Source organism: Bacillus cereus, from assembly GCF_002564555.1.
GTDB classification, from domain to species: Bacteria; Bacillota; Bacilli; order Bacillales; family Bacillaceae_G; genus Bacillus_A; species Bacillus_A cereus_K.
In genome coordinates this window covers 1-25,144 of record NZ_NUVD01000015.1, presented here as the reverse complement: position 1 = coordinate 25,144, position 25,144 = coordinate 1, and the positions used below count along the sequence as shown (strand labels likewise).

Here is a 25,144-nt window from a genome sequence, read left to right as displayed (position 1 = left end):
ATTTACATATATTCTGTCCTAGTGTACTATTTAACTAGTACACTAGGACAGAAGGAGGGAAGAAATGAAAATAGAGTTTTCTCCAAATACACCAATTTACATTCAAGTAATGGAATACATAAAGAAGGAAATTGTAACGGGGCATTTATTGCCTGGCAATAAAATTCCCTCCGTACGTGAATTAGCGAGTGAATTACAGGTAAATCCAAATACGATTCAGCGCACATTTCAAGAATTAGAACGTGATGGTGTTGTTGTAACACGTAGGGGAATGGGACGATATGTAACAAATGAAGGGGAGAAAATTATGGAGCTACGCAAAGATATGGCGAAAGAATTACTTCACTCTTTTATAGATGGAATGGATAATTTAGGTTTTTCAGAAGACGAAATTCTTACAATCCTTCGTTCTTCATTACATGAGAAAAAGGAGGAGAGTGAATGACGGAGCTGTTAAAAATAGAAAACTTATGGAAGAGATATGGACTAAAAGCAGTGATTCGTGAATTAAATATAGAGATTACAGAAGGGAAAATTGTTGGGCTTGTTGGAGATAACGGAAGCGGGAAAACGACGTTATTGAAAATGATTGCAGGCTTGCAGCATCCTTCTGAAGGTATCATTACAATAGCTGGTAAAAAAGTAGGGTTAGAAACGAAAGAAATCGTTTCATTTATGTCTGATAAGCCTATCTTTGATGATTGGATGACTGTAAAAGATGCTTTATTTTTCTATCGAGATTTTTATAAAGATTTCGATATTCAAAAAGCGGTAGATACCATCGCCGAATTTAAAATACCGTTAGAAGAAAGAATTACAGCATTGTCAAAAGGGATGATTGAGAAGCTGCAAATCATTTTAACGTTTTCTCGAACAGCGAAGTTATACGTATTAGATGAGCCACTGGGCGGGATTGATCTCGTTTCTAGAGAACATGTATTGGAACTTATTCTCAAATTTTACAGGGAAGATTGCACGATGCTTATCTCAACTCATTTAATAGCAGAAATCGAGAATATATTTGACGAAGTGATTTTTTTGAAAGATGGAGAAATGATTTTGTATGAAAATGTAGAAGAGCTGCGATTTCAAAGGGGGAAAGCGGTACATGAGCTATTTAAGGAGGCCTATGAGAAATGAGTCAGCTTTTTCGATACTTGTTTAATTGTAATAAGAAAAAAATAGCAATTATTTACTTTGGCTTTATTACTATTTCATTAATTCTTTTCTTTAATATGAAGGGAATTTCCGGAGTGAGAATTTCAGGTAAGCAGGATATTATCATAATAATATTCTTAATCGTACTTAGTGTATCTGGATTTTCACTTCTGTTAACGGGGATATCATCTTTTCGAAAGATGCTAAAGAGCTCGATGATTCGCTACACGGCTATTTCATCTCAAAAGTATATATGTGCAAATATTTTATTCTTTGCACTGTTATTTATCATTTTGTTAGGAATAGGAATTATTTTTTTATACTACTTTTCTTTACCTATTTACAAAGGAAAGACCGATTTAGGAGTTCAGCAAGCAATTCATAGTTTATATGATTATGGAATATTACATCATATACTATCTATCTTTTTATGGGGACTGGATTTTATGAATATGTTAGCTTCTGTTTATTTCCTTATCGTAATTATAAAACTATTTAATGTGAAATCATCAGTAAGTAAGGTTGCTTTCATGGTGTTATTTATTGTTATGAGTGCATTTTATGGGGGAATTACATATGTATTTCAGCAAATAGAACAGTATGTGTTTGCTATAAATAATATTGGATTTATAGATCAACATGGTTATTTAAATACATCATTTTATTCTGGTGAAGGTATTACAGTTCTTAATTTATGCTTTAATATTTTATTATTAGCTGTATTGATAGTAGTTACAGGTCGCATAATCGATAAAAAACTAGAAGTTTAAAGGAGGAATCACCATTGGGAAACGTAGTAGTAAAACTAGAAAATGTTCGAAAAAGAATTGGTGGAACAGAAATTATTCGTGGTTTATCATTTGAGGTTCATGAGGGAGAAGTATACGGGTTCCTTGGACCGAACGGTAGCGGTAAGACAACGACGATCCGTATGATGACAGGTCTTATTTCAATGACAGAAGGCGATATTACAATTTGTGGTCATAGTATTCGTACAGAGCGTGAAAAGGCGTTAGAGCAAATTGGAGCGATTGTAGAAAATCCTGAGATGTATGATTATATGACAGGAATGCAAAACTTAAAGCATTTTGCGAACATGGCTGTTACACCAATTAGTAAAGAGCGCATTAATGAGATTGTGAAATTGGTGGAATTAGAGCATGCGATTCATAAAAAGGTAAAAACATATTCTCTTGGTATGAAGCAGCGTTTAGGAATTGCACAGGCATTACTTCATCAGCCCAAAATTTTAATTTTAGATGAGCCGACAAATGGATTAGATCCAGCTGGTATTCGTCAAATTCGTGATTATTTACAGCACTTAGCGAAAGAGGAGAATATTGCAGTAATCGTATCGAGTCATTTATTAAGTGAAATTGAATTGATGTGTGACCGCGTTGTTATTATTAAACAAGGTGAGTTTGTACAAGAGTATAACTTACATGAACAAGCGAAACATGATGAGGCAGTAGTTGTAGCGTTTGAAGTAGATGAAGTTCAGAAAGCGAATGAAATCATTAAAGGTAAGACGCAAGGAAATGTAATTGTAGTATCTGTAATGAAAGAGGAAATTCCACAAATTGTAAAAAAACTTGTAAATGACGATGTGCTTGTATACGGAGTTGCTGTTCAAAATAAAACATTAGAGGATGAGTTCTTAGCGATTACAGGGGGAGTGAAAGCGTAATGTTTAAATTAATTCAAAATGAATTTTTAAAGTTACATGCGAAAAAAGGTATGTATATGTTAATTGGTGTAATTGCAGTATTGGAGATTTTGGGAGTTTTAGCGATGTTAAAATGGGGAGGAGGAAATGAGTTTAAAGGATCATATTTAGATTTTGCAAGTTCAGAGATGGGTTTAATTATTTTATTTGCAACAGTTTTTGGAATTACGATTGCTTCTCGTATGATTACTGATGAGTTCCAAAAAGGTACAATTAAGCAGTTATTAATTCGTCCAAGAAAACGAATTACAGTTTTGTTCTCTAAATATATTACAGTGTTACTTACTATATTATTTATCATATTTGCTAGCACGTTAATTGCAATGATTATTGGCGGAATTGTAATGGATGGTAGTAAAACAGAATTAACGTTAGGGATTGTAATGAAGTCCATTTTGTATCAATTACTTTCACCGTTCTTCTTTGCAACACTTGCCTTTTTCTTAGCAAACGTATTCAGAAAATCTGTATTACCATTAATTATTACGATGTTCCTATTCTTCTTACAAGGAGCAATTAATATGGTGCTAATGATGTTTGCAAAAGGTGTAGCGAAGTTTGTAGTATTCTTCCATTTGAATTTAAGTGTTTACGACGGTAATAAATTAGTAAGCGGTGAAATGGAACCACCATTTACAGAATTTACGTTTATCACTTCATTATTACTTGTAGTTGCATATTTTGCTGTACTACTTGTAGCATCAAGTGTATTATTCCAAAAACGTGACGTATTATAATAAAAGAAATCCCCGCTTGTAAAAACGGGGATTTTTATTACATAGTTTTTTACGTTTCTAGTATTCTGTATTTTTAATTAGAGATGCTGTTGGCCATAGAATATGGGAGCTTCTCCAGCTAATCTTGGGTCATATTATAGTCTTTAAGGGGAGCGAATGTAAATTGTAATGAAGTGGAAAAACGGTGATATGGTATATCCAGTAAAGTTATTATATATGTTAAGAGATATGTTGTTTGGAAGTATCTGAGAAAAAAGGAAGATTTTCAACTATATTCATATTATAATTTAGTTATTCTGCCATTTGTAGAGATGGGTTTCCTATAAAACACGGATTAATATTTTGCTTTTTACTATCTTTGGAGGTGTTCGATATGCAATATGCATTTTCACGTATAAGGCTACGTAGCTTTTTTGGATGGATGGTTATAGGATTGTTCCTTACGATGATCCCATTAAGTTTATCAAATGTTTCTGATAATACGTTAGAGGTTATTTCACAAATAACTGTGTTTTTTGTATTTCCACTATTTTGGTTATATGTAAAAACAAATAAAAATAATATTGTGTTTCAAAGTTTTTTTGATAAGCCAGGACGTTTACCGTGGGGACTCATTTTATTAGCAACGATAATGGGAATGATTTTTTCAGTCGGTATATCTCATATTCAATTTTACATATTAGCACATACGTTACCTAATTTCTTAGTTACTATGTTAGAAGGCGGAAATGTCATTAATACAAGTAACATATATATGACGATATTTACTTTCATTTCGGCATGTGTATTAGCGCCTATTATGGAAGAAGTTATTTTTAGAGGCTTCTTTTTACAGCGAATGGCTTATAAATGGGGGATTAAACGAGCTGTTATTGTATCTTCGCTTATTTTTGGGTTAGGACATTTTGATGTTATCGGTGCATTCATGTTTGGTGTTATTATGTGCCTTTTATACATAAAGACGAAAAATATATGGACGAATATTGCGGTGCATGCTTTAAATAATTTGATTGCAACAAGTATACAATTTGTAGGGGGAGAGGGAAGTGATGCAATTTCAATTACTGAATTGCAGGCACAAAGTAATTTATGGATCGGTATTGGTCTTGCGATTGTTGGATTACTTTGGTTAATTCCTTACACTTGGAAACAATGGCGTACGGTAAAAGAAGTAGGTGTGCCACCGATTCGCTTCATAAATGAAGAAGAAGTAGTGAATGGATCAGAAGAAAATGGAATATATAGTCAAGTGGTCGTAACGGATAGATTGATGGCTGTAGAACTACCAGATGAAGCTGTAAATAAGCTTCGGTTAGAAGAAAATGATTACGTAACAGTATCTGTAGAAGAAGATACAATTGTTATAAAGAAAGCGCATAATAGATAATTAAAAAGTAGCTTGTAAAGAGCTACTTTTTAATTTGTAATAATTTCCACACGAAAATTATTACCGTTCTTTATATATTTAATATCTGTAACAGTGCGGACTGTTTTTAAAAGCTCTACTTTTTCACCGATTCGAGGGATGGTCGGAACATTGTCCCAAATACCAAGCAGATCATCTAATTGTGCCGTTTTTTCATAAAACCAGATTTTCAATGTAGTGCCCCTTTCTCGAACTTTATGTATTTTAATACATGATATATCATTTTTATTCTTATTGTAAGGGGTTTTTAATCTTTTTATGAATAAAAATGAATTATTCTTCTGGGAAGATATGTTCTATGTCCGGAGTAAGAGCTACTTCTGATAATACGATATGAGAAACTGTCGTTGCATAGGAAGAAACATCATTGATAAATTCTTCAAGTTCAACGAGTGAAGGAACAGAAATTTTTACAATGTAGCATAAGCTTCCTGTTACTCGGTAACAAAAACTTGCAGATGGATAAGACTGAATAAACTGTTGCATACGTGTTGTATCACCATTTTTTAAAGTGATTTCTAAAATACAATCTAAAACAAGTCCTGCTTTTTTATAATCAATATCGATTGTGTATTTTTGAATCACTCCTTCACTTTCGAGTTTACGGACACGTTCAGCAGTAGATGGAGCGGATAAGTTTACTCGCTTTGCCAATTCACGCATGGAAAGGCGACTATCATTATATAATTCATTTAAAATTTTTCGATCGACACGGTCTAGTTGCATTTGTAAATATACCTCCAGTAAAATAATGATTTTTGTAAAGAGAAAATATAAATTAAGATTCATATGAAATGTAAAGTGAACTTTATTTATTTTACAATAAAATAGAAGGAAATAGGAGGAGAAATAATGGAGAGAATTTCATTATCAAATGTAGGAGATACAAAGTTTCAAAAGTTATTAGGTCATAATCCGGATATATTACATTCATGGAGTACGTTAGAGGATACATTGTATCGTACAGGAACTCTTTCGGCAGAGCTGAAGGAGCAAGTGAGAAGAACATTAGCGTACGGGAATGAATGTCCGTACTGCATGGCCAAGGGAAGACCTGATGATATGCAAAAAGTAGAAGAAATTAGTGTGGCAGTTACTTTTGCGCATACATTTGTTCACGACAAAAAGGCGATAGATGATAATATGTTTCATGTATTAAAACAATATTGGACGGAAAAAGAAATTGTAGAGCTTTGCGCTTATATTTCTTTTATTACTGCGTCGCAGCAACTTGGTTTTATATTTCAACTACAACCAAATTAAGGAGAAAATGATGACTAATCAAATAGCACTTATCATAATTGATGTACAAAAGGCGTTTCAATTCCCATACTGGGGCGAGAGAAATAATCTTTTTGCCGAAGAAAATATGAAAAGGTTGTTAGAAGAATGGAGAAAAAGGAACCTGCCAGTTTTTCATATTCAACATGTAAATAAAGAAAATGTTCAGTCGATGTTTTATCAACATGCGGAAACGGTAAATTTTAAAGAAGAGGTGAAACCACTACCAGATGAAATCATTATCCAGAAATCCGTTAATAGCGCGTTCATTGGGACAAATTTAGAAGAGCGGCTAAGGGAGAAAAAATGTAATACGGTAGTGATTGTCGGATTAACGACAAATCATTGTGTGGAGACGACAACAAGGATGGCGGGGAATTTAGGATTTACAACGTATTTAGTGAGCGATGCGACCGCTACTTTTAATCGTACAGGTTCGGACGGAACAGAGTATAGTGCAGAGGACATTCACAATATGACGCTTGTAAACTTACATGATGAATTCGCTACGATTGTGACGACAAAAGAAGTGTTAAAATTATTTTGAGAAAATAATTACGGAATTATGTAGAAAAAAATAAGAATATTTCGTATAATCTAAGTATAATCATTTTGAAAATAGGGGTGGCATCATATGAAGCAAATTCCAGTAAAGAAAATAGAAGAAGTACTCGTTTTAGCAGGGGATAATAAACAAAAGCAAAAAGAATTTTATGAATTGCTCTTATCAACGGAGTTTTATGTTGCCGGTTCACTAGAAGCAGAGGACGGGGCAATAGAAGGGACACTTCGTTTGCGTCATTTCCAAGGAGAGGGTAGATGGATCGTGCCGTTCTTTACACAATTGGAATTTGTAAAAGACGTGTTGCCAGAAGGCACACCCCTTGTTACGGTACGTGGAAAAGAATTATTTGGTAGCATTGAGAAAGATGCAACAGCTGTACTAAATGTTGGTACTGATGTAAGTAAAACATTTATTCCAGAAGAAATTTCAGATATCGCATCTGGACGAATTTTTAATTATTATAAGTAAAAGGAAAAGCTTAATTGCTTTTCCTTTTTAATTTAAACATGGAGTGGCTAAACCGGAAGAAATAGAGAGCGTTTTGTTATTTGTATTTATTGTTGCTGTAGCTCCAAGAGGAATACCAATGTTTGGACTTATATGTCCAATCGGTAAATCGAATAGTACAGGTATACCATATGGTGTGAAATATTCATATAATATTGTTTGCAATGATTGGGATGGTTTAGAAGGAGTGCAGTCATGACAACTTGTGAAAATAACACCACTACATTCATTAAACTTTCCAGATAAAAGTAGTTGATTTAACATACGATCAATGCGATACGGTTCTTCCCCGATATCTTCAAGTAATAAAAGTTTATTGGCTGTATTTATTTCATAGGGCGAACCGATTATACTCGTTAAAACAGCTAAATTTCCTCCAACTAATGTGCCTGTAACTGTACAGGGGGAGCTAGGTACGATACATTCTGATGCAGATAAGATAGATGAATATGGGTGGAAGAGCTGATTGAAAGAAGATAAAGAGAGAGAATCTATACCTTTTCCTAATTCTTCAATCATTGGGCCATGGAACGTAACAAGCTTTGCATAACGTGAAAAAGCAGTATGTAAAGCTGTAATATCGCTGTATCCCCAAAAGATTTTTGGATTTTGTCGAATGATTTCATATTGAATGTGAGGGAGGAGTCGAGCACTTCCGTAACCACCTCGTGCACAGAAAATTGCTTTTACTTCATAATTTGTAAATGCTTCATGTATATCATCAAGACGAACTTGGTCACTTCCAGCTAAATACCCATACTTCTCATAAACACTCTTCCCGATTATTACGGATAACCCCATCTCTTGTAATACATTCACACCTTTTAATACATTTTCAATTGTAGGTGGACCAGATGGTGCAATAATCATTACTGTATCCCCTTGTTTTAACGCATTTGGATAAATCATTAATCTCAGCCTCCTTCTCTTTCAATATATTCGCTTCATATGAACTTCAACCCTTGTAAAAGAAGGGGAAAGCTTGTCAAATAAAGAAGATATAAGAGGGATAGGAGGGAAAATGATGTTTACAAGTCGAGTAATAGACATATTGCAAATTAAGTATCCCATCATTCAAGCAGGTATGGCAGGTGCGATTACAACCCCAGAACTTGTTGCAACTGTAAGTAATAGCGGAGGATTAGGAACGCTTGGAGCAGGCTATATGAGCCCAGAACAAATTCGTGAAGCCATTTATAAAATAAGGGAACTAACAGATAAGCCTTTTGGGGTTAATTTACTTGTAACGAAAGAAATACAGATAGAAGAAGAGAAGGTAAACGAGGCGAAAGCCTTACTTAGTGGAGTGAATGGAGAGTTAGGTATAAAGGAAGAAGATATATTAAAGCTTCCCAAAAGCTATAAAAAACAATTACAAGTGTTATTAGAAGAAAAGGTACCGGTCGTTAGCTTTGCATTTCAACTGTTAGAAAAAGAAGAAATCGCTGATTTGAAAAGAAGCGGAATAAAAGTCATTGGAACAGCTACTCATGTAGCGGAAGCGAAAGTACTTGCCGAGTTAGGGGTAGATATTATCGTCGGGCAAGGTAGCGAGGCTGGAGGACATAGAGGAACGTTTATCGGGAAGGAACAGGATGCTATGATTGGAACGTTTGCGTTAATTCCGCAATTAGTAGCAGCAGTTCCAAGCATCCCGATTGTCGCAGCAGGTGGTGTAATGAACGGACAAGGGCTTGTTGCAGCAATTACGTTAGGGGCAGAAGCTGTTCAAATGGGATCAGCCTTTTTAACGACTGAAGAAAGTATTACACATGATATATATAAAGAGGCTGTATTAAAAAGTACAGATACGAGTACAACTATAACCCGTGCGTTTTCCGGGAAATATGCACGAGGTATTCGTAATGAATTTATAGAAAAGCATGAAGGAAAAGAAGAAGGACTTCCAATGTATCCAGTGCAAAACGTGTTAACTTCTAACATACGCCAAGAAGCAGCGAAGCAAAATAAGGAAGAGTATATGTCGCTTTGGGCGGGACAAGCATCATCATTAGCACGAACGGAATCAGCTCAGCACGTAGTGAAACGTGTCATGAATGAAGCAGAGAATGTAATCGAGCAATTACAAAATGTATATAGAAAAAGACCACTTGAATAATTTAAGTGGTCTTTTCGTTAGTTTGCTTTATAAAATTGTTGGATAGCTTCGTCGATGTAAACCCAGCCCTTCCAACCTAAATGCATATGATCTTTTAAGAAGTACTTATCATATTCATGATTTGAGAAGTCAGCAATTGGATAGCCAGCTTTCGTAATTTGCTCATGAACTTTATTGTAGTATAATTCGCGTTTTTCTTTTGGGAAGCCTGCGTAATCATACCAAGGACCTTTTACAGGAACAGAAATGAAGAGTGGTTTTGCACCAGATTGTTTTAATAAATCAAGTACAATTTGTAAATCTTCATACTCTGGTGATTCTTCATAAGAATCATTTTTTAAGTAGCCTTCACGTTGCTTTAATTTCTTCTTAATTTTGCTATTGAAGTAATCATCTTCGATACCGTATTCGTTAGACCCTGATTCTAATGCACCTGTTTGATCAGCATACTTACGAGCTTCTTCCCAGGTCATTTGTTTTAATGACGGATCAAGCTTTTCTTTATGCGGTTTAATATCAAACATTACTGTAAATAAATCTTTACGATCTAAAATGTTACGATAAATATAAGCGAAAGGTTTAGCAGCAAGTGCTTTTACTTTATGCTTCGTATCGTCATAAGCGATACCTTCAAGCGAAATTTTAAGTAAAGTTTCTTTCTTAACGATCTCAAAGTTTAATAAACGTTTTGCAATTTGTTTTTTCATTTCAGGTTTTAAATCATCGTTGAAAATGAAGTGATAACCTTGTTGTTTTGAAAAGTTAGGTGCAAAGTGCGTTTCATCGATACCTTGTGGTACAAACCATTGCGGAGAAAGAATGAATATCATTTTCTTATCTTTCAATTGATCCATTGTAGATGCAAAATTTAACACATGTACAAGGTCTTGTGTTCCTCCGCGTCCAAGAAGGAATGGTGTGAAACCTTCAGGCTTTACTTTGAAATAATTCGATGGATGGAAAGCATCCATACGTGCGAATTCCGATGAACCGTACATCGGAAGATATTTCGGATCTGCTAACATCTTTTGCTGTAAAATCATACTTTGAATCTTTTCTTCTTTTAAAGAAGTCGCAGCTTGTTCTACTTTTTCATCACTTAAAAGTGGAAGTAGGAAGCGCGTTGGAATAAGTAAGAATACAGCAAAAAGGGCCAATGCTAAAAGCATCGGACCAAATTTTGCTTTGTTCATCGGATCTCTTCCAACTTCTTAATAACCATGTTTGGTGTAGCCCACTCGTCACGGTCAAAATCAGAAATAGAAACTTCAATATCTAAACGCTCTTGGAATTCAACTAATAAAGATACTACAGCGAAAGAATCAAGAATACCTTCTTCAAATAATTGAACATCTAAGTTTTCTTTCACAATATCGTTTTCACATACTTCTTCTAAAATATCTAATACTTGCTCTTTGAATTCTGCCATTGTTAAAATCTCCTTTATATCCGAAATATATTATATGTGCAACTTCTTAATGGAGTAAGAAGGGTGCATTAAAAGTATCTGTTAAGGTGTCCAGAGAAAATTAGGAAACCGAAACATACAACGTGGAACGTAATTACAATCGCAAGGATGTGTGTAAATTTATTATTTGGCCAAAACTTATGCTTCTTGTTTTTTCGTTCGAAAATATCGAATAGGATGAACAATGCAGCGTGATAAAGACCATAAATAATATATTGATATACATGCTCACCAGTAATATGCCATATTCCCATGATGAAGAAGTTTAAAAATGCACCGATATACGAAATTGTGTATCGGTTTTTAATTAACTTTTTCTTCGTTGCAAAAAAGACGAAACGCATGTAAATAAAGTCACGGAACCAGAATGATAAACTCATGTGCCAGCGATTCCAGAAGTCTTTAATGTTACGACTAATGAATGGTTTATTAAAGTTTTCTGGCGTTTTAATCCCCATCATATAACTTACACCGATTACAAATGAGCTATAACCAGCAAAATCGAAGAACAAATATAAGCTATAGCTATACATGTAAATCATATTTGAAAGGATTGTATCGTGTTGAGCGAACGCTGGATCCATAAAATATTGCTTTATTAAGTAAGCAATAATAAATTTATACAAGAAACCTTGGAAAATACGGTTTAGCCCTGTATATAGTAAATTTTGATATTCTTCTGCACTAGGTGGCTTTTGCATATCTTTTTGGAATCTTCGATAACGATCGATAGGTCCCGTTGAGATAGCCGGGAAGAATAAAATGAATTCCCAAAAATTAAAGAAGGAAAGTTCTTTAATTAAGTTATCACGAACTTCAAATACCATTTGTACTGCTCTAAATGTTACATAGGACATTCCTAAAAATACAACAAACTTTAGCTCAGGTACAAACGGTGCGATTTTTGCCAAAATAAGCGGTAAAATCGATAAAATAACAGCTATACAAAACGTGAATGTACTATTATTTTGTTTTCTTAAAATTAAATAGCCTTTAATAAGGGCATATTGCCAAATAATAAATGCGGCTAACATAATCGCTTGCTTTGGCTTATCAGAGAAGATAATAGCAAGCATTACTAATGTTAGAACTGCATTATATTTACGCAACATTTTACCTTTTAATCCAGCTATGATAGTAGGTATTAATAAAATGCCCACTATAGCGAAAAAATAAAATGATCCATACGCGGTCATGCTGTAACCTCACTCAATAATTTTTTGCGATCTACCTTTCCATTTGGTGTCATTGGAATAGAAGATTGATACATGAATTTACGTGGAATCATGTAGTTTGGTAATCGCTCATTGAGTTCTTTTTTGATGGCAGATGTTAATTTGAATTCTTTTTCAAACGAATGCTCTCCAGGAACAACAACCGCTAATAAATAATCGTATTTCTCACCTTTTTTAATTGGAACAATAACTGCTCCTTCTACGTAAGAACACGCACGAAGATGATGCTCGATTTCTTCTAATTCCATTCGATAACCATGAAGCTTAATTTGGAAATCAAGACGACCATTATAGAATAGAAGACCATTTTCAACATAGCCAGCATCGCCTGTTTTATAGGCACGCTCACCGTCAATCATAGTAAATGCTTTTTCTGTTAATTCAGGGCTTCCTAAATACCCAACGCTTACGCTTGGACCGACAATTACGATTTCACCTTTTTCACCATCAGGTGCAATCGTTCCATCTTCTTTCATAATAAGAAGGCGACAGTCAGATTTACAGTAGCCAACTGGAAGTGATTTGTATTGATCCAGCACTTCTTCTGTAACGTGAATACCTGTTACAGCAACTGTAGCTTCTGTTGGACCGTACGTATTCATGATTGTTGCTTTCGGGAAACGCTCAATTAATTTTCTAGCTACTTCATTTGGCAACACTTCACCGCAGAATAAGAATGTTTTCATGTTTGGTAACATACTCTCAGAGAAAGAAGCTTCCATTAAACACATTTCTGCGAAAGATGGTGTTGAAGTCCATACTTGAATATCCGATTGCTCTAAAGAAGCAAACAAGTCTTTTGGACGTGCAATCATATCTTTATCGATTGCCCAAAGTGTACCACCTGTTACTAATGATGGGTAAATATCCATTACAGATAAATCGAATGAGAAAGGTGCTTGATTTAAGAATACTTGCCCTGTTTGTAAGTTGAAATCTTCTACAGCCCATTTTGTAAAACTAACAAGACAGTTATAAGTAATCTGAACCCCTTTCGGATTACCTGTACTTCCTGATGTGTAAATAATGTAGAAGTTCTCATCACCTTTTACCGCATGTTCAGGATTTGGAGTTTTCCCTTTATGAGTAAAGAAAATATCTTTTAAGTTGTCTTCACTTACAATGCGAACGGGTAAATCAGTTACAGTTACTTCGGTCCCTGATAAAAGTAATTTCGCACCAGAATTTTCAGCGATACGTTGTACACGATCAGCTGGGATAGATAAATCTACAGGAATGTAAGCATGTCCAGCTTTTACACAACCTAAAAAGTTAATAATCATTTCAGGTTGCATATGGCCATACACCATAATTGGTGAACGATCATTTGGATACTCAGAAGAAATCCAATGTGCTAACGCATCAGAATCTTCCTTTAATTGTTTGTACGTAATTTTCGCATCTCGCCAAACAAAAGCGGTTTGATCAGGCGTTTCTGCAGCCCACTTTTCAATTTGTTCTAATAACTTCATAACGTTCCCACCCTAGAATTCATTGTAAATAAATGTACTTGTGTTTGTATCATGGAATCCATACAACCAAAGTAATGCAAATAAAATTGCAAGGTAATAAACCGTTTTTGCAACCCATTGTGTGAGTGGTCGAGACCATATCTCTTTTAATCTTTCCATGTCTTTCCCTCTCTTAATGAAATAATAGCTCTTTGTAGGTATCATGTCCTACATTATTGTGAAAAAAACAAAATTCCACATTTTAGGTAAAAATAAGACAAAAGGCTCTTTTCTGATATTAGCACTAAATACTAAAAAAGAAAATCCCTAACTTAGCAATTATATTACATTCGGCATGAATTTGTAATGGATTTGACATGTAAATAGAAAGTGGATTGTATGAATATATAAAAGTGGGCTAGAAGCATACGTGAAAATATAATATTTGTTCTTTCATTCAATTGATAGAGATAAAGGAAGTTTTTAATTTCTTAATCTTTTTAAAAGGAGGAAATTATCATGAATAGAATGTGGAAGAGTCTTATTTCAGAAGAAAATATTATGAAATGGAGACGGCATTTTCATAAGCATCCAGAATTATCGTTTCACGAAAAAGAAACTTCGCAATTTATATATGATACGTTATGTTCATTTTCTTCTTTTGAAGTAACAAGGCCAACGAAATACAGTGTATTAGCGATTAAAAGGGGCGTGGAACAAGGTAAAGTAGTTGCAATTCGGGCGGATATTGATGCTTTACCCATTCAAGAGGAGACAAGTAAAACTTATACGTCTGTTCATAAAGGGATTATGCATGCATGTGGACATGATGCGCATGCGGCCATTTTGTTAAGTACAGCAGAGGTGCTGTCAAATATGAAGGAAGGGTTTGTAGGGGAAATTCGTCTATTCTTTCAGCATGCAGAAGAAGTATATCCTGGTGGGGGACAGGAAATGGTTGAGGCTGGTGTGATGGACGGTGTTGATTATGTAATAGGTTTACATGTTATGTCTGGATTGGAAAGCGGGAAGATAGGAATTGTATATGGGCCGATGATGGCAGCACCAGACGTATTTACAGTTGAAATTCATGGGAAAGGAGGGCATGCAGCGCGGCCGGAAGAAACGATAGACCCTATTGCTATTGGAGCGCAGATTATTACAAATTTACAACATATCGTATCAAGAAATACAAGTGCTTTTATGCAAAGGGTGGTTTCGGTTACGCAGTTCCATGGGGGAATGGCTGATAATATTATTCCAACTACCGCAATTTTAATGGGAACTGTTCGTTCTTTTAATCAAACATTAAGGAAAGAATCAGAAGAGAGAATTGAGCAAATCGTGAAAGGAATTACAGAAGCGCATGGAGGGGATTATACATATACGTATCGGTACGGATATGATCCAGTTATTAATGATGAATATATTACGGAAGTAGTAGAAGAAAGCGCGCTACATTTGTTCGGGAATGAGCGTGTTGTGAAGCTGGAACCTTCTATGGGAGGAGAAGATTTTTCAGCATATTTAAGAAAAGCACCGGGTTGCTTCATTAAATTGGGAACGGGGAATGAAAAAATAGATACTTGTTATCCGCATCATCATCCAAGATTTGATGTAGATGAATCAGCTCTAATCTATGGAGTGGAATTATTTTTAGAAACAACGATGAGGTTACTGAAATCATAGAAAAGAATAAAAAAAGGCAACTGCGCTCTATCGCAGTTGCTTTTATTTCTTTCCGTCAGAGAGGGCTGAGAAAGAACTATGCTCATTTATAGTATATGAATAGCTAACGGACAAGCTTGTACATTTTAATCATTTTTTAAAAAATAGTTGTTGACATTGATAATCAATGTCAATTAATCTAAGTGTAGTTTAAATTGATAATTATTATCAATAGAATGGATGCGACATGTTAATGAGAAAAAATTTTCACCTTCTGCGGAGGGGATTAAAAGATAAAAATAAAGATGTTGATCAGCATATGGAATGGCAACGAAATGTAATTCGTTCTGAATATGTAGATGAGAGGAATACAATTCAAACAAAAAAAGAGATACAAAGTAAAGGGAGAGATAAAGTTGAGTAAGTTAGTAATGATTTTTGCAAGTATGAGTGGAAATACAGAGGAAATGGCTGATCATATTGCAGGGGCAATTCGTGAAACAGAAAATGAAATTGAAGTTATTGATATTATGGATTCACCAGAAGCTTCTATATTAGAACAGCATGATGGAATTATTTTAGGTGCCTACACTTGGGGAGACGGAGACCTTCCTGATGATTTCTTAGATTTTTATGACGCAATGGATTCTATTGATTTAGCTGGAAAAAAAGCGGCAGTATTCGGGTCATGTGATTCAGCTTATCCGAAATACGGCGTGGCGGTTGACATTTTAATAGAAAAGTTACAAGAACGCGGAGCGGCAGTTGTGTTAGAAGGATTAAAAGTAGAATTAACGCCAGAAGATGAAGATGTAGAAAAATGTTTACAGTTTGGAGCTGAATTTGTAAAACACCTTTCTTAATGGCAGAAGGGAGATGAAGAGCAAGTGCATGAGAAAATCGCAATTAAAACGATGACAGATTACCATTTGTATGATTTTATGCGTTGTCCGCATAAATTTTATTTTCGTCATATAAAAAGAAGAGAACCTTCTTCGGTTGAATGGCAACAAATAGCACAAATGATTGTGAATCGAATTATTAACGAATATTACACATTACCTGCGGACCAACAAACGAAAATTGTACTTTTAATATTAATAGAAAAGTATTGGAAAAAAGTAAGGATTAATATGTTTGCTTCGAAGACGGAGTACTATATTGTGTTAGCGAAGCTAACAGATCACTTATTACAGTTTGTTGAAAGAGATGATAGCCAGACGCCGCCGTTATTTTTATATGAAAAATTTCAAACATATATGGAAGAGCTAGGTGTTCACATGTCATTGACATTAGAAGTTGGTGAGTGGAGTACTGAGTCGTTTATAATTAAAAAGTATGTTGTTGATGCGGATGAGGAAATGCTTGCTCTTTGTCAAAAGTTAACGACAGTATTCAGTTATAAAGCTTTTGGCATTCTTCCAGGGAAAATTGAAGTTATTAATTTAATAGAAGGAACTAAGTATGAGTACATTCCGAAACAGGAAGATATTATAACTGGAATGGCTGATTTATCTAGGATGAAAGAAATGTTGCAACAACCTGAGCACTATACAGAGCGGCATTTTCGTTCTGAGTGTATGAGTTGTGCTTTTCGTAGTGAATGCCAAGTGGAAGAAGGAAAGGAAGAAGCGTCGCAGAAGAAAAATATCGTACATTAAAGGATGCATTTTGCATCCTTTTTATTATTGACATGAAAAGCTTTTCATCATTTACGGTATATTTGTAGCAGATTTTAATAAAGGGAGGAATAATCAATGAAAGATGAAACGAAAGTATTTCAATGGTTAAAAGAACAAAATGCTCCTTTTGGAATTCAACTGCAAATTTTACAGGCGTTTCAACTGTATAAAGTCATTGTTGAAATGGATAAAAAGTTAATGATGTATGAGGAAAGGGAGCATGGGGAGAGAATGTAATCTCATCCCTGTAGTATTACTTTCAGTTGTTCTGTACCCACTATGAATTCAGGTTCATTCTTTGTTTCAAAGTTATAAATAATATTATGTAGTAAAGGACTGTATTGATAAAAGGTCGTAATGCGGTGAAGCAGTAATGGATCATCGTGAGAAACAAGAGTATGGTATTGCTCATATACAGATGTAGTAAATTCATGTCCGAAATCGTAGTATAGTCCCGCAAAATCAAAAGCAGGATCACCGATTTGAGCATCACCAAAGTCGATAACACCTGAAATGGTTTTATTCTGCTTATTAAATAAAATGTGATGATGTGTAAAGTCTGCGTGAATGATCGTATTTTGAAAAGTAGATGTTGCTATACATGCAAAGAAATTTTCGAATAAACGATTTAAGGCTGATTTCTGTAATGAAGTAAGACTGTTGGTAAGATATTGATTTAATTTTGTTTGTAGCTCTTTCCAGTAGGTAAGTGATTTTTCGATAGGGAACTTTAACGTTTTAGCGTGTTTTAAAGGAATACTATGTAGAGCTGCAAGGAAAGTAGCTAATTGTGTAATAATTGCTTTCAGTTCTTTATCCTCCAGCTTGATAACTGTTTCTGTTTTTAATGGTTCACCATGAATGAGAGTATAGTAACTACAAAACGGAATAGCATCAGTATCATTTTTATACACTAGGTGATACTTTGGAACCTCAATTTTTTGTAGCGAATGAGAGAGAAGTGTACACATTTCTTTTTCTAAAGGAATTCGTTTTGAATATTCCTGTTTTCGGGGAAAACGAAACAGGAGTTCGTCATTTATTATAACCGCTATATTATCCCATCCTTCTTCATTTTGTTTATATGAATGTATAGAAAGATTAGGCAAAGCTTGTTTTATATATTGTATGTAAGAATCCATATTTGTTCCTCGCTTCTAAGGTAAAGTTAGAGTATTCTACCTTATGATATCAGAATTTTCTTTCTATATGTTAAAATATAACTATCATTATGAATAGGAATGGGGTGTATTGTGAAGAAAAGAATAGTAATCATTTCTATATGTATCGCCTTTGGTTTGTTTTGGTCATATAAAGAGGCAGTTTTCGCTACCTTTAAACCGATAGATCAGTACGAGTTGAATAAGGAATTAAAGAATAAGAGTATAGAAAATTTAACTTATAAAGAAATGAAGAAGGTAGGAGAACACTTTGTGACAGCGCAATTATCAGTGTTTGAGTTTAATAATAGAGAAGATGTGAAGCAAAAAGGTGAAGAGATATTTGTAAGTAGAGGATATGAACAATTGATACAAAATTATTATCCAAATCGTTTTCGGGATTTAGAGTATAAATTTACAAGTGAGGAGATACGTGAAGAAACGGATGAGAGTTTTCTTTATCATACTGTAGTCTACGTTTCTGGTACGGAAAATGGTAAGAGAAGTGAAATGAAATTAAATTATGAGATGAAAATTGTAAAGGTTAATAATGTATTTAGGGTACTTGAGCAAAAGCAGTATGTACAATAAAAAAAGCCCCTCGAAGAGTAGAGGAACTTTAAAGATTTTCATTTTGTTGACCAAGTTCTTTTTGAGCAATATATAGATTTCCTTGCTCGACTTGTTTAAGTTTATTAACTGAATCTCCTGCATATCCTTTTTGTGTTTTCACAGTTCTTTTTGAACGATTGGAATCTTGTTTCTTCATATAATATGTCACCTTTCCTTAAAAATAGACGAAAATGATGAGTACGAGTAATACCGCAGCAAAAATGGTAATGCCCATTAAAAACGAAGTGTTTTTATATTTAGGTGATTTATGTACATCTTGCCTGTATCCAGGTGAAATTTCAGGAGCGAATTCTTCATCGAATGATTGTTTTTTTTCTGTTTCTTTTTCGTCCATATGTATCCACCTTTCTTTTTCATTATGTTATACGTTATAAGAAAAAATATGCATAAAGAAAACAGCCGCTTTATCGTTAGCGGCTGTTTTCTGTTGTATATTTTCGTTGTACTTGAAAAAGACGGATAAGTAGGAAGCCGGCACCAAATGCTAGACCGATAATAAGACCAATCCAATAACCTTTTGCGGCCCATTCCGTATACGTTGCTAATATGTAGCCAAGAGGTAGACCTATTACCCAGTAAGCAATTAACGTCATAATTAGAGCGACATTTACATCTTTATAACCACGCAGTGCTCCTTGTACGGGAGTTGCAATTGCATCTGAAATTTGAAATAAAATCGCGAATATAAGGAACTCTTTTGCTAAATGGTGGACATGTACATCTGTCGTATAAATAGAAGCAATTTCATCGTCAAAGAAATAAAGAAGAATCGAATATAATAGGGCGAATCCAAGGGCTAAGCCAATCCCGATAAATCCATATTGTTTTGCATTATCGTATCGTTTTGCTCCAACTTCAAATCCAACTGCGATAGTCATTGCCATTGCTAAACTTAACGGAGTCATATATAACAAGGAAGCAAAGTTCATAGCGGCTTGATGTGCTGCGATTGTTGTCGTACTAAAATTACTCATCATAAGTGTTACCGCAGCGAAAATACTCGTTTCAAAAAAGATAGCAAATCCGATAGGGACGCCAAGTTTTAAGAATGTTTTCCAACTCGAAAGAGAAGGTCGATATAACTGCTTAAAGATATTAAAAGATGCGAAAGGTTCTTTCGTACGAATAATAATGACTGTAATGATTAAAATGCACCAATATGTTGCAGTGGAAGCAATTGCTGCTCCGACACCACCGAGTTTTGGAAAACCGAAGTTACCAAAAATTAATAGGTAATTTAATATTACGTTAATAGGTAATGATAGTAACGTAATGATCATCGTTGTCCGAGTTTTTCCTAATGCATCAATAAATCCACGCAAAACAGTATAAGTGAATAAAGGGATAATTCCTATCGAGATAATACTTAAAAATTGTACTGCGATACGTTCTACAGGCTCTTCTAAACGCATGCCGTTTAAAATAGGTGAAACAACGAAGAATCCGATAAGGATGACAACGAAGCTAGCACAAATTGCTAAATAAACTGCTTGTATGACAACATGAGGAACGTCCTCTTTCTTCTTGGATCCAACGAGCTGTGCAACAATTGGAGTAGTAGCCATTAAAATTCCTGTTAATCCCGTACTCACTGGAATCCATATACTTGTTCCAATCGCAACGCCTGCTAAATCAATAGGACTTGCATGTCCTGACATTGTTGTATCGAAAAAACTCATTGCAAATAAGGACATTTGCGTTACAAAAATCGGGAAAAATAGTAATACAAATTGCTTTAACTTTTGTGAGAATGTACTGGTTTCTTTCATAAAATCCCCTTTCCGCATAAAAACAAACTCTTACTATCATACAATTTAATCAAAAAATAGAAAAGAAATACGCGCCTATAACATGTGGAAATAATAAAAAAAGGATGCACTTTGAAAAGGGATAAGGTATTATGATAAGGTGTGAAAAAATTACATATTCGTTATTAAGGAGGCACTACTTGTGGCTGATTGGTTAATTGGATTAATCATGGGTGCTGTTGAAGGTCTAACAGAGTTTCTACCAGTTTCATCAACAGGACATATGATTCTAACAGGTCATTTAATTGGATTCGAAGATGAGAGAGCGAAAGTTTTCGAAGTTGTTATTCAATTGGGATCGATTTTAGCAGTTGTTGTTATATTTTGGAAACGTCTATGGTCATTAGTTGGAATAGGGAAAGTAACTGATGGACCATCGTTAAATTTATTACATATTATTATCGGGATGATTCCTGCCGGCATACTTGGCGTATTGTTCCATAGTGCGATTAAAGAAGTGTTATTTGGTCCAGGACCAGTTGTTATTAGCTTAGTAGCTGGTGGTATTTTAATGATTGTTGCTGAGAAGTTTTCGAAACCAAGTACAGCAAGAACGCTAGATGAAATCACATATAAGCAAGCATTTACAATTGGTATGTTCCAATGTTTAGCACTTTGGCCAGGATTTTCTCGTTCTGGGTCGACAATAAGTGGTGGTTTATTAGCTCGCGTGTCGCATACAGCGGCAGCTGAATATACGTTCATTTTAGCAGTACCGATGATGGTAGCTGCAAGTGGTTTAGATTTAATTAAAAGCTGGGATATATTAAGCGCAGCTGATATACCATTATTTGCAACTGGATTTATTACAGCATTCGTTGTTGCGATGCTTGCAATTGTTTCATTCTTAAAATTATTATCTCGTGTAAAACTAACACCGTTCGCTTATTACCGTTTCATTTTAGCTGCGGTATTCTATTTCTTCATTATGTAAGAATAAATTATCGGAAATACCCTATAGATTAGACACTTGAAAAAAGTCTATTCTATAGGGTATTTCTTTTATAGCAGGAGAAAATAAAATTTTTGCTCTCATTTACTTGTATTTCACTATGTAAAATATGACATAATGATTTTGTTGCATTAATATAAAGAAAATTTATAGGGTATTTGAGAGGAGCAACTAAGTGAGTTTTTCAATAGAAATAGTAATTCCAGCACCAATTGATATTGTATTTGATTATGTAAATGATGACGAAAAAGTACTAGAATGGAGTACTTTTATGGTAGAGAATAGGTATCCTTCAAATGTAGATGTAGAAAATCCTCGTGAAGGTGATAAATACATATCCGTGCAAAAGATGGGGAAGAAAATATATGAGTTTGAGGCCGAAATTTTAGAGTACGATGCACCTTATATCGTATCAGTTGGATGTGACATGAAGCAAGGGTATACAGCCGCAACTTATATGTTAGAAGAAGATGAAGAAGGTACATCACTTACTTTAATCGTAGAATTTGAACCGAAGAATTTTTTATATAAGATTATGTATAAGTTGACTGGATGGATGACACGTGCAGTATACATAGGTGAAATGGAACGTTTAGCAGAGTGTGTAGATGCTGCGTATTCCCAGAAAAAAGGATTGTAATTTTGTTTAATAAAAAAACTGCCGAAATCGGCAGTTTTTTATTTTACTATTTTTTCAATCATGCTTTCCATTACATGTTCCCATAGAGAAGTATCATCAGCTAATGTAGCACGGAAATTAGCGTACATTTCTTTTTGTTTCTCTTCGAATGTTGGATCTTCTTTTTCAGGCAATGTAGCGCGCATTGAAGTTACTAACTCTTGTACTTTTGGAGCACGTGGTCCAAAGACGGCTTGTTCATTTCCATCTTTATCAATGAAAATAAAGATTGGAATCGCACGTGCTGTTCCATTTGTTAAATATTGATCCATTAATTCCAAGTTTTCATCGCGAATTAATAATGACATATCAATATTTGCAACTTCAGAAATTCGTTTCATAACAGGTACGCATAAAAGAGCGTCACCGCACCAATCAGCAGTTAATACGATAACACGCCAGCCATCATTTTGACGTTCTTCTAATACAGGAAGTAATTCATTTGGAATTAAAAAATTATTGTAAATGTGTAGTAGTTCGTATTGGTTTACTTGCATTTCATTCACATATGTATCAAAGGACATACCTTTATCAGCCCATTGTTGTAAGTTCATAAGTAACACCTCTTTAGTATGATTTGCTTTTATTGTATCATGAAATACATATTAAAAAACTACGAATTATGGAAAAATAAGGTGACAAAAAGTAAGATTTCATGTAAGATTATTAATAAGGTTTTTATTTAACTAAATGAAATAAAAGGAGCTGTCAAAGTTGTCTCAAAATCGAGAGCAATTAATGGAAGAACTATCGACAAATGTGTTTGCTATGTTTCGCACGTTGCGTAATGATATTGGAAAAATATTTGGTGGTTACATCCCATGGAATGAATTTATCGTCCTTAGAATATTAAATCGTGCGAATAAAGAAATGGTATCACGTGTAGCTAATGAGTTAAGTGTGTCGAATAGTCATATTACAGCTGTTACAGAAAAATTAATCAATAAAGGGTTTGTAACTCGTTCACGTTCTACATCAGATCGTCGAGTTGTATATTTAGAGATTACAGAACAAGGTAAAGAATTAGTTGCGAAAATGGAAGGTGCGAAAAAACAATATTTACAAGAAAGATTTTCTACACTTTCAGAAGATGAAATGAATATAATGATTTCTATTTCCAAAAAACTTATATAAGTAAGTAATTATAAACAAGAAAACGCTTACGTAATGACAAAGAAGACGTTCCTCATATGTGGAACGTCTTCTTTCTTGTGTGAAAGATTATAAAAAATAAAATATGTATCATACTACTAGTAAAGGAAGGAGGCAGAAATATGACAAATCGTAATGGTAGTAAAGGGAGCGGTAATCAAGGGTCACCAAAATCAGGACAGTTTAATCAAGAATTTAGTACTGAATTTGAAACTGGTAACGATAATAAAGGGAAAGAATATCGTTCGAAAAAAGGAAGTAAATCAAAAAAGGAGTGATACAATTCACTCCTTTTTTGATTTAAGATGCTGCAGATTGATTTGTATTATATTTTTCTTCTGATTTTGCGACAATCATTGCGCAAATTGCATCACCGGAAATATTTACAGCTGTTCTAGACATATCAAGAATGCGGTCAATACCGATAATTAAAGCAATACCTTCTACTGGTAGATTTACTTGATTTAAGACCATTGTTAACATTACAAGTCCAACACCTGGTACACCAGCAGTACCGATACTAGCTAGTACAGCAGTTAATACGACCATAGCTAATTGTGCTAAAGTAAGTTCAACTCCGTATACTTGAGCGATAAATACAGTTGCTACACCTTGCATAATAGCAGTACCATCCATATTAATCGTTGCACCTAGTGGTTGTACAAAAGAGCTGATCGCTTTTGGAACGCCAAGTTTTTCTTGTGCTGTTTTCATTGCAAATGGAAGGGAAGCGTTAGAGCTAGATGTACTAAACCCAATCGCCATTACTGGTCCGAACTGTTTAAAGAAACGGATAATACTTTCTTTTGCTAATATTTTTAATAAGCCGCCATATACGAAGACACCATGAATAATGAGTACCAACATAACGACAATCATATACTTGAACATCGCAGCGACGCCTGCAAGACCCATTTTACCAACGGATGAGGCGAGCAATCCGAATGTCCCAATTGGAGCTAATTTCATAACGAGATTAACAAGATACATCATTAATTCGTTGCCCTGTTCAAGTAATGAATGGATACCTTGAACTCGTTTTCCTAAAACAGCTAAACCGAGTCCGATCAATGCGGCAAAGGCAATAATTTGTAACATGTTACCATCAGCCATCGCTTTTGCTGGGTTATCTGGCACGATGTTAAGTAGTGTGTCGACGAAAGATGTTTCAGTTTTTGCACCTTCATACTTAAGCCCTTCTGTGTTAAAGTTACCGCCAGCCCCTGGCTTTATAATAAGTGCAAAGGTAACCGCGATAGAGATGGCAACAGCTGTTGTTACAAGGAAGAATGAAATTGATTTTAAACCGATTCTTCCAAGTTGTTTCGGATCTCCAAGCCCAGCGGCCCCAAGTACGATAGAAATGAATACAACAGGAACAACTAGCATTTTAATGAGGCGAATAAACAATTGACCAAGTGGATTGAACACATATTGATTTAATGGTTCGAAAATGGACGGTGCAGCTAAATTTAAAGTGAGTCCGACAACTAGACCGAGAAATAATGCAATTAAGATTGCTTTTGTTTGTTTCAATAAAATCCCCCCTTATTTTTGTGAAATTACTTTCTAAATTAATTGTACCGAAAAAACACCTATTTTGACAATATATTCCGAATATTTAGTATAGAAAATATCTATTTAAATATAGATTGATTTTGCTGAAATAAGCAGAGAAAGTTAAATTGTGTATTTAGAAAACAAAATAGACCATCATATGATGGTCTAGGGAAGGGG

General features: G+C 34.5%; 34 protein-coding genes. 20 read left to right on the top strand and 14 right to left on the bottom strand.

What is annotated here, in order from left to right; all coding sequences use genetic code 11:
• Positions 1-64: 64 nt before the first annotated feature.
• The 6 genes from COI75_RS07085 to COI75_RS07060 all read left to right on the top strand — a co-directional run bounded on the left by COI75_RS07085 (position 65) and on the right by COI75_RS07060 (position 5,008).
• Positions 65-445 carry a GntR family transcriptional regulator gene (locus COI75_RS07085; protein ID WP_000687517.1) on the top strand — a complete coding sequence of 127 codons (381 nt, stop codon included), beginning with the start codon at positions 65-67 and terminating at the stop codon, positions 443-445.
• The gene (locus COI75_RS07080) at positions 442-1,140 is read left to right on the top strand and encodes an ABC transporter ATP-binding protein (protein ID WP_000137733.1); all 699 of its coding nucleotides are present in this window, start codon (positions 442-444) and stop codon (positions 1,138-1,140) included. The genes COI75_RS07085 and COI75_RS07080 overlap by 4 nt, the downstream gene beginning before the upstream one ends.
• Positions 1,137-1,928, top strand: coding sequence for a hypothetical protein (locus COI75_RS07075; protein ID WP_000080436.1), 792 nt, complete (start codon positions 1,137-1,139; stop codon positions 1,926-1,928). Before COI75_RS07080 ends, COI75_RS07075 begins: the two co-directional genes overlap by 4 nt.
• A gap of 14 nt (positions 1,929-1,942) precedes the next feature.
• Positions 1,943-2,845 carry an ABC transporter ATP-binding protein gene (locus COI75_RS07070; protein WP_000528816.1) on the top strand — a complete coding sequence of 301 codons (903 nt, stop codon included), beginning with the start codon at positions 1,943-1,945 and terminating at the stop codon, positions 2,843-2,845.
• Positions 2,845-3,621, top strand: coding sequence for an ABC transporter permease (locus COI75_RS07065; protein WP_000475457.1), 777 nt, complete (start codon positions 2,845-2,847; stop codon positions 3,619-3,621). Before COI75_RS07070 ends, COI75_RS07065 begins: the two co-directional genes overlap by 1 nt.
• A 373-nt stretch (positions 3,622-3,994) precedes the next feature.
• A complete protein-coding gene (locus COI75_RS07060) occupies positions 3,995-5,008 on the top strand; it encodes a CPBP family intramembrane glutamic endopeptidase (protein WP_001198837.1) in 1,014 nt (337 codons plus the stop codon).
• A gap of 29 nt (positions 5,009-5,037) precedes the next feature.
• On the opposite strand, the gene COI75_RS07055 is transcribed toward COI75_RS07060, so the two are convergent.
• Both COI75_RS07055 and COI75_RS07050 read right to left on the bottom strand, forming a co-directional pair.
• Entirely contained in the window at positions 5,038-5,220 is a 183-nt protein-coding gene (locus COI75_RS07055; protein WP_000707109.1) for a DUF3913 family protein, read from the bottom strand.
• 100 nt (positions 5,221-5,320) lie between these two features.
• Positions 5,321-5,773, bottom strand: a complete 453-nt coding sequence (locus tag COI75_RS07050) for an Lrp/AsnC family transcriptional regulator (RefSeq protein WP_001175497.1) — start codon at positions 5,771-5,773, stop codon at positions 5,321-5,323.
• 111 nt (positions 5,774-5,884) lie between these two features.
• On the opposite strand from COI75_RS07050, the gene COI75_RS07045 reads away from it, so the two are divergent.
• From COI75_RS07045 to COI75_RS07035, 3 genes are all read left to right on the top strand, one after another.
• Complete coding sequence (locus COI75_RS07045; RefSeq protein WP_232288637.1) at positions 5,885-6,310, top strand: carboxymuconolactone decarboxylase family protein; 426 nt, start codon at positions 5,885-5,887, stop codon at positions 6,308-6,310.
• 10 nt (positions 6,311-6,320) lie between these two features.
• Positions 6,321-6,875 carry a cysteine hydrolase family protein gene (locus COI75_RS07040; RefSeq protein ID WP_000184425.1) on the top strand — a complete coding sequence of 185 codons (555 nt, stop codon included), beginning with the start codon at positions 6,321-6,323 and terminating at the stop codon, positions 6,873-6,875.
• Positions 6,876-6,962: 87 nt separating this feature from the next.
• Complete coding sequence (locus COI75_RS07035; protein WP_000809712.1) at positions 6,963-7,361, top strand: SseB family protein; 399 nt, start codon at positions 6,963-6,965, stop codon at positions 7,359-7,361.
• A gap of 27 nt (positions 7,362-7,388) precedes the next feature.
• On the opposite strand, the gene COI75_RS07030 is transcribed toward COI75_RS07035, so the two are convergent.
• On the bottom strand, positions 7,389-8,309 hold the full coding sequence (locus COI75_RS07030) for a S66 peptidase family protein (protein ID WP_000640070.1): 921 nt from the start codon (positions 8,307-8,309) through the stop codon (positions 7,389-7,391).
• Between the two features lie 115 nt (positions 8,310-8,424).
• Between COI75_RS07030 and COI75_RS07025 the strand changes: the two genes are divergently transcribed.
• On the top strand, positions 8,425-9,519 hold the full coding sequence (locus tag COI75_RS07025) for an NAD(P)H-dependent flavin oxidoreductase (protein ID WP_000495242.1): 1,095 nt from the start codon (positions 8,425-8,427) through the stop codon (positions 9,517-9,519).
• 17 nt (positions 9,520-9,536) lie between these two features.
• On the opposite strand, the gene dltD is transcribed toward COI75_RS07025, so the two are convergent.
• The 5 genes from dltD to COI75_RS07000 form a co-directional block, all read right to left on the bottom strand.
• On the bottom strand, positions 9,537-10,712 hold the full coding sequence (gene dltD, locus COI75_RS07020; RefSeq protein ID WP_001030254.1) for a D-alanyl-lipoteichoic acid biosynthesis protein DltD: 1,176 nt from the start codon (positions 10,710-10,712) through the stop codon (positions 9,537-9,539).
• Positions 10,709-10,948, bottom strand: coding sequence for a D-alanine--poly(phosphoribitol) ligase subunit DltC (dltC, locus tag COI75_RS07015; protein ID WP_000807310.1), 240 nt, complete (start codon positions 10,946-10,948; stop codon positions 10,709-10,711). The genes dltD and dltC overlap by 4 nt, the downstream gene beginning before the upstream one ends.
• A 68-nt stretch (positions 10,949-11,016) precedes the next feature.
• Complete coding sequence (dltB, locus tag COI75_RS07010) at positions 11,017-12,183, bottom strand: D-alanyl-lipoteichoic acid biosynthesis protein DltB (RefSeq protein WP_000127940.1); 1,167 nt, start codon at positions 12,181-12,183, stop codon at positions 11,017-11,019.
• Positions 12,180-13,694, bottom strand: coding sequence for a D-alanine--poly(phosphoribitol) ligase subunit DltA (dltA, locus tag COI75_RS07005; RefSeq protein WP_098448267.1), 1,515 nt, complete (start codon positions 13,692-13,694; stop codon positions 12,180-12,182). The genes dltB and dltA overlap by 4 nt, the downstream gene beginning before the upstream one ends.
• A gap of 12 nt (positions 13,695-13,706) precedes the next feature.
• Entirely contained in the window at positions 13,707-13,853 is a 147-nt protein-coding gene (locus COI75_RS07000) for a teichoic acid D-Ala incorporation-associated protein DltX (protein WP_000440293.1), read from the bottom strand.
• Between the two features lie 339 nt (positions 13,854-14,192).
• On the opposite strand from COI75_RS07000, the gene COI75_RS06995 reads away from it, so the two are divergent.
• From COI75_RS06995 to COI75_RS26810, 5 genes are all read left to right on the top strand, one after another.
• Positions 14,193-15,362, top strand: coding sequence for an amidohydrolase (locus COI75_RS06995; RefSeq protein ID WP_001081249.1), 1,170 nt, complete (start codon positions 14,193-14,195; stop codon positions 15,360-15,362).
• A gap of 232 nt (positions 15,363-15,594) precedes the next feature.
• Positions 15,595-15,765: a hypothetical protein gene (locus COI75_RS26815; protein ID WP_001230623.1), complete on the top strand. Its 171-nt coding sequence runs from the start codon at positions 15,595-15,597 to the stop codon at positions 15,763-15,765.
• The gene (locus tag COI75_RS06985; RefSeq protein WP_000041142.1) at positions 15,758-16,204 is read left to right on the top strand and encodes a flavodoxin; all 447 of its coding nucleotides are present in this window, start codon (positions 15,758-15,760) and stop codon (positions 16,202-16,204) included. Before COI75_RS26815 ends, COI75_RS06985 begins: the two co-directional genes overlap by 8 nt.
• Positions 16,205-16,228: 24 nt before the next feature.
• On the top strand, positions 16,229-17,002 hold the full coding sequence (locus COI75_RS06980; RefSeq protein WP_000544561.1) for a hypothetical protein: 774 nt from the start codon (positions 16,229-16,231) through the stop codon (positions 17,000-17,002).
• A gap of 96 nt (positions 17,003-17,098) precedes the next feature.
• Positions 17,099-17,260, top strand: a complete 162-nt coding sequence (locus tag COI75_RS26810; protein WP_000651092.1) for a hypothetical protein — start codon at positions 17,099-17,101, stop codon at positions 17,258-17,260.
• Positions 17,261-17,262: 2 nt separating this feature from the next.
• Here the strand turns inward: COI75_RS26810 and COI75_RS06970 are convergent, their stop codons facing one another.
• The gene (locus COI75_RS06970) at positions 17,263-18,165 is read right to left on the bottom strand and encodes an aminoglycoside phosphotransferase family protein (protein ID WP_000378970.1); all 903 of its coding nucleotides are present in this window, start codon (positions 18,163-18,165) and stop codon (positions 17,263-17,265) included.
• Between the two features lie 99 nt (positions 18,166-18,264).
• Between COI75_RS06970 and COI75_RS06965 the strand changes: the two genes are divergently transcribed.
• Positions 18,265-18,774, top strand: coding sequence for a hypothetical protein (locus COI75_RS06965; protein ID WP_033657958.1), 510 nt, complete (start codon positions 18,265-18,267; stop codon positions 18,772-18,774).
• A gap of 28 nt (positions 18,775-18,802) precedes the next feature.
• Here COI75_RS06965 and COI75_RS26805 read toward each other — a convergent pair whose 3' ends face one another.
• The 3 genes from COI75_RS26805 to COI75_RS06945 all read right to left on the bottom strand — a co-directional run bounded on the left by COI75_RS26805 (position 18,803) and on the right by COI75_RS06945 (position 20,585).
• A complete protein-coding gene (locus COI75_RS26805) occupies positions 18,803-18,952 on the bottom strand; it encodes a hypothetical protein (RefSeq protein WP_000743744.1) in 150 nt (49 codons plus the stop codon).
• Positions 18,953-18,970: 18 nt separating this feature from the next.
• Positions 18,971-19,150 carry a hypothetical protein gene (locus COI75_RS06955; protein ID WP_000343566.1) on the bottom strand — a complete coding sequence of 60 codons (180 nt, stop codon included), beginning with the start codon at positions 19,148-19,150 and terminating at the stop codon, positions 18,971-18,973.
• A gap of 76 nt (positions 19,151-19,226) precedes the next feature.
• Positions 19,227-20,585 carry an MATE family efflux transporter gene (locus COI75_RS06945; protein ID WP_033658023.1) on the bottom strand — a complete coding sequence of 453 codons (1,359 nt, stop codon included), beginning with the start codon at positions 20,583-20,585 and terminating at the stop codon, positions 19,227-19,229.
• A 181-nt stretch (positions 20,586-20,766) separates the two neighbouring features.
• Between COI75_RS06945 and uppP the strand changes: the two genes are divergently transcribed.
• Together uppP and COI75_RS06935 are read left to right on the top strand one after the other, a co-directional pair.
• Positions 20,767-21,558 carry a bacitracin resistance undecaprenyl-diphosphatase gene (gene uppP / locus COI75_RS06940; protein ID WP_000796261.1) on the top strand — a complete coding sequence of 264 codons (792 nt, stop codon included), beginning with the start codon at positions 20,767-20,769 and terminating at the stop codon, positions 21,556-21,558.
• A gap of 193 nt (positions 21,559-21,751) precedes the next feature.
• Positions 21,752-22,216 carry an SRPBCC family protein gene (locus COI75_RS06935; RefSeq protein ID WP_000010424.1) on the top strand — a complete coding sequence of 155 codons (465 nt, stop codon included), beginning with the start codon at positions 21,752-21,754 and terminating at the stop codon, positions 22,214-22,216.
• A gap of 38 nt (positions 22,217-22,254) precedes the next feature.
• On the opposite strand, the gene COI75_RS06930 is transcribed toward COI75_RS06935, so the two are convergent.
• Positions 22,255-22,842 carry a thioredoxin family protein gene (locus COI75_RS06930; protein ID WP_141530785.1) on the bottom strand — a complete coding sequence of 196 codons (588 nt, stop codon included), beginning with the start codon at positions 22,840-22,842 and terminating at the stop codon, positions 22,255-22,257.
• A 127-nt stretch (positions 22,843-22,969) separates the two neighbouring features.
• Here COI75_RS06930 and COI75_RS06925 point away from each other — a divergent pair, with 127 nt between their 5' ends.
• Together COI75_RS06925 and COI75_RS06920 are read left to right on the top strand one after the other, a co-directional pair.
• A complete protein-coding gene (locus COI75_RS06925; RefSeq protein WP_141530784.1) occupies positions 22,970-23,389 on the top strand; it encodes a MarR family winged helix-turn-helix transcriptional regulator in 420 nt (139 codons plus the stop codon).
• 140 nt (positions 23,390-23,529) lie between these two features.
• Positions 23,530-23,685: a hypothetical protein gene (locus COI75_RS06920; protein ID WP_000184928.1), complete on the top strand. Its 156-nt coding sequence runs from the start codon at positions 23,530-23,532 to the stop codon at positions 23,683-23,685.
• 22 nt (positions 23,686-23,707) lie between these two features.
• Here COI75_RS06920 and COI75_RS06915 read toward each other — a convergent pair whose 3' ends face one another.
• On the bottom strand, positions 23,708-24,943 hold the full coding sequence (locus COI75_RS06915) for a dicarboxylate/amino acid:cation symporter (RefSeq protein ID WP_098380982.1): 1,236 nt from the start codon (positions 24,941-24,943) through the stop codon (positions 23,708-23,710).
• Positions 24,944-25,144: the final 201 nt, after the last annotated feature.

Coding starts and splice junctions, on each gene's coding strand:
- COI75_RS07085 (WP_000687517.1), top strand. CDS start 65: ATGAAAATAGAGTTTTCTCCAAATACACCAATTTACATTCAAGTAATG.
- COI75_RS07080 (WP_000137733.1), top strand. CDS start 442: ATGACGGAGCTGTTAAAAATAGAAAACTTATGGAAGAGATATGGACTA.
- COI75_RS07075 (WP_000080436.1), top strand. CDS start 1,137: ATGAGTCAGCTTTTTCGATACTTGTTTAATTGTAATAAGAAAAAAATA.
- COI75_RS07065 (WP_000475457.1), top strand. CDS start 2,845: ATGTTTAAATTAATTCAAAATGAATTTTTAAAGTTACATGCGAAAAAA.
- COI75_RS07060 (WP_001198837.1), top strand. CDS start 3,995: ATGCAATATGCATTTTCACGTATAAGGCTACGTAGCTTTTTTGGATGG.
- COI75_RS07050 (WP_001175497.1), bottom strand. CDS start 5,773: ATGCAACTAGACCGTGTCGATCGAAAAATTTTAAATGAATTATATAAT.
- COI75_RS07040 (WP_000184425.1), top strand. CDS start 6,321: ATGACTAATCAAATAGCACTTATCATAATTGATGTACAAAAGGCGTTT.
- COI75_RS07035 (WP_000809712.1), top strand. CDS start 6,963: ATGAAGCAAATTCCAGTAAAGAAAATAGAAGAAGTACTCGTTTTAGCA.
- COI75_RS07030 (WP_000640070.1), bottom strand. CDS start 8,309: ATGATTTATCCAAATGCGTTAAAACAAGGGGATACAGTAATGATTATT.
- COI75_RS07025 (WP_000495242.1), top strand. CDS start 8,425: ATGTTTACAAGTCGAGTAATAGACATATTGCAAATTAAGTATCCCATC.
- dltD (WP_001030254.1), bottom strand. CDS start 10,712: ATGAACAAAGCAAAATTTGGTCCGATGCTTTTAGCATTGGCCCTTTTT.
- dltC (WP_000807310.1), bottom strand. CDS start 10,948: ATGGCAGAATTCAAAGAGCAAGTATTAGATATTTTAGAAGAAGTATGT.
- dltB (WP_000127940.1), bottom strand. CDS start 12,183: ATGACCGCGTATGGATCATTTTATTTTTTCGCTATAGTGGGCATTTTA.
- dltA (WP_098448267.1), bottom strand. CDS start 13,694: ATGAAGTTATTAGAACAAATTGAAAAGTGGGCTGCAGAAACGCCTGAT.
- COI75_RS07000 (WP_000440293.1), bottom strand. CDS start 13,853: ATGGAAAGATTAAAAGAGATATGGTCTCGACCACTCACACAATGGGTT.
- COI75_RS06995 (WP_001081249.1), top strand. CDS start 14,193: ATGAATAGAATGTGGAAGAGTCTTATTTCAGAAGAAAATATTATGAAA.
- COI75_RS26815 (WP_001230623.1), top strand. CDS start 15,595: ATGAGAAAAAATTTTCACCTTCTGCGGAGGGGATTAAAAGATAAAAAT.
- COI75_RS26810 (WP_000651092.1), top strand. CDS start 17,099: ATGAAAGATGAAACGAAAGTATTTCAATGGTTAAAAGAACAAAATGCT.
- COI75_RS06970 (WP_000378970.1), bottom strand. CDS start 18,165: ATGGATTCTTACATACAATATATAAAACAAGCTTTGCCTAATCTTTCT.
- COI75_RS06965 (WP_033657958.1), top strand. CDS start 18,265: ATGGGGTGTATTGTGAAGAAAAGAATAGTAATCATTTCTATATGTATC.
- COI75_RS26805 (WP_000743744.1), bottom strand. CDS start 18,952: ATGAAGAAACAAGATTCCAATCGTTCAAAAAGAACTGTGAAAACACAA.
- COI75_RS06955 (WP_000343566.1), bottom strand. CDS start 19,150: ATGGACGAAAAAGAAACAGAAAAAAAACAATCATTCGATGAAGAATTC.
- COI75_RS06945 (WP_033658023.1), bottom strand. CDS start 20,585: ATGAAAGAAACCAGTACATTCTCACAAAAGTTAAAGCAATTTGTATTA.
- COI75_RS06920 (WP_000184928.1), top strand. CDS start 23,530: ATGACAAATCGTAATGGTAGTAAAGGGAGCGGTAATCAAGGGTCACCA.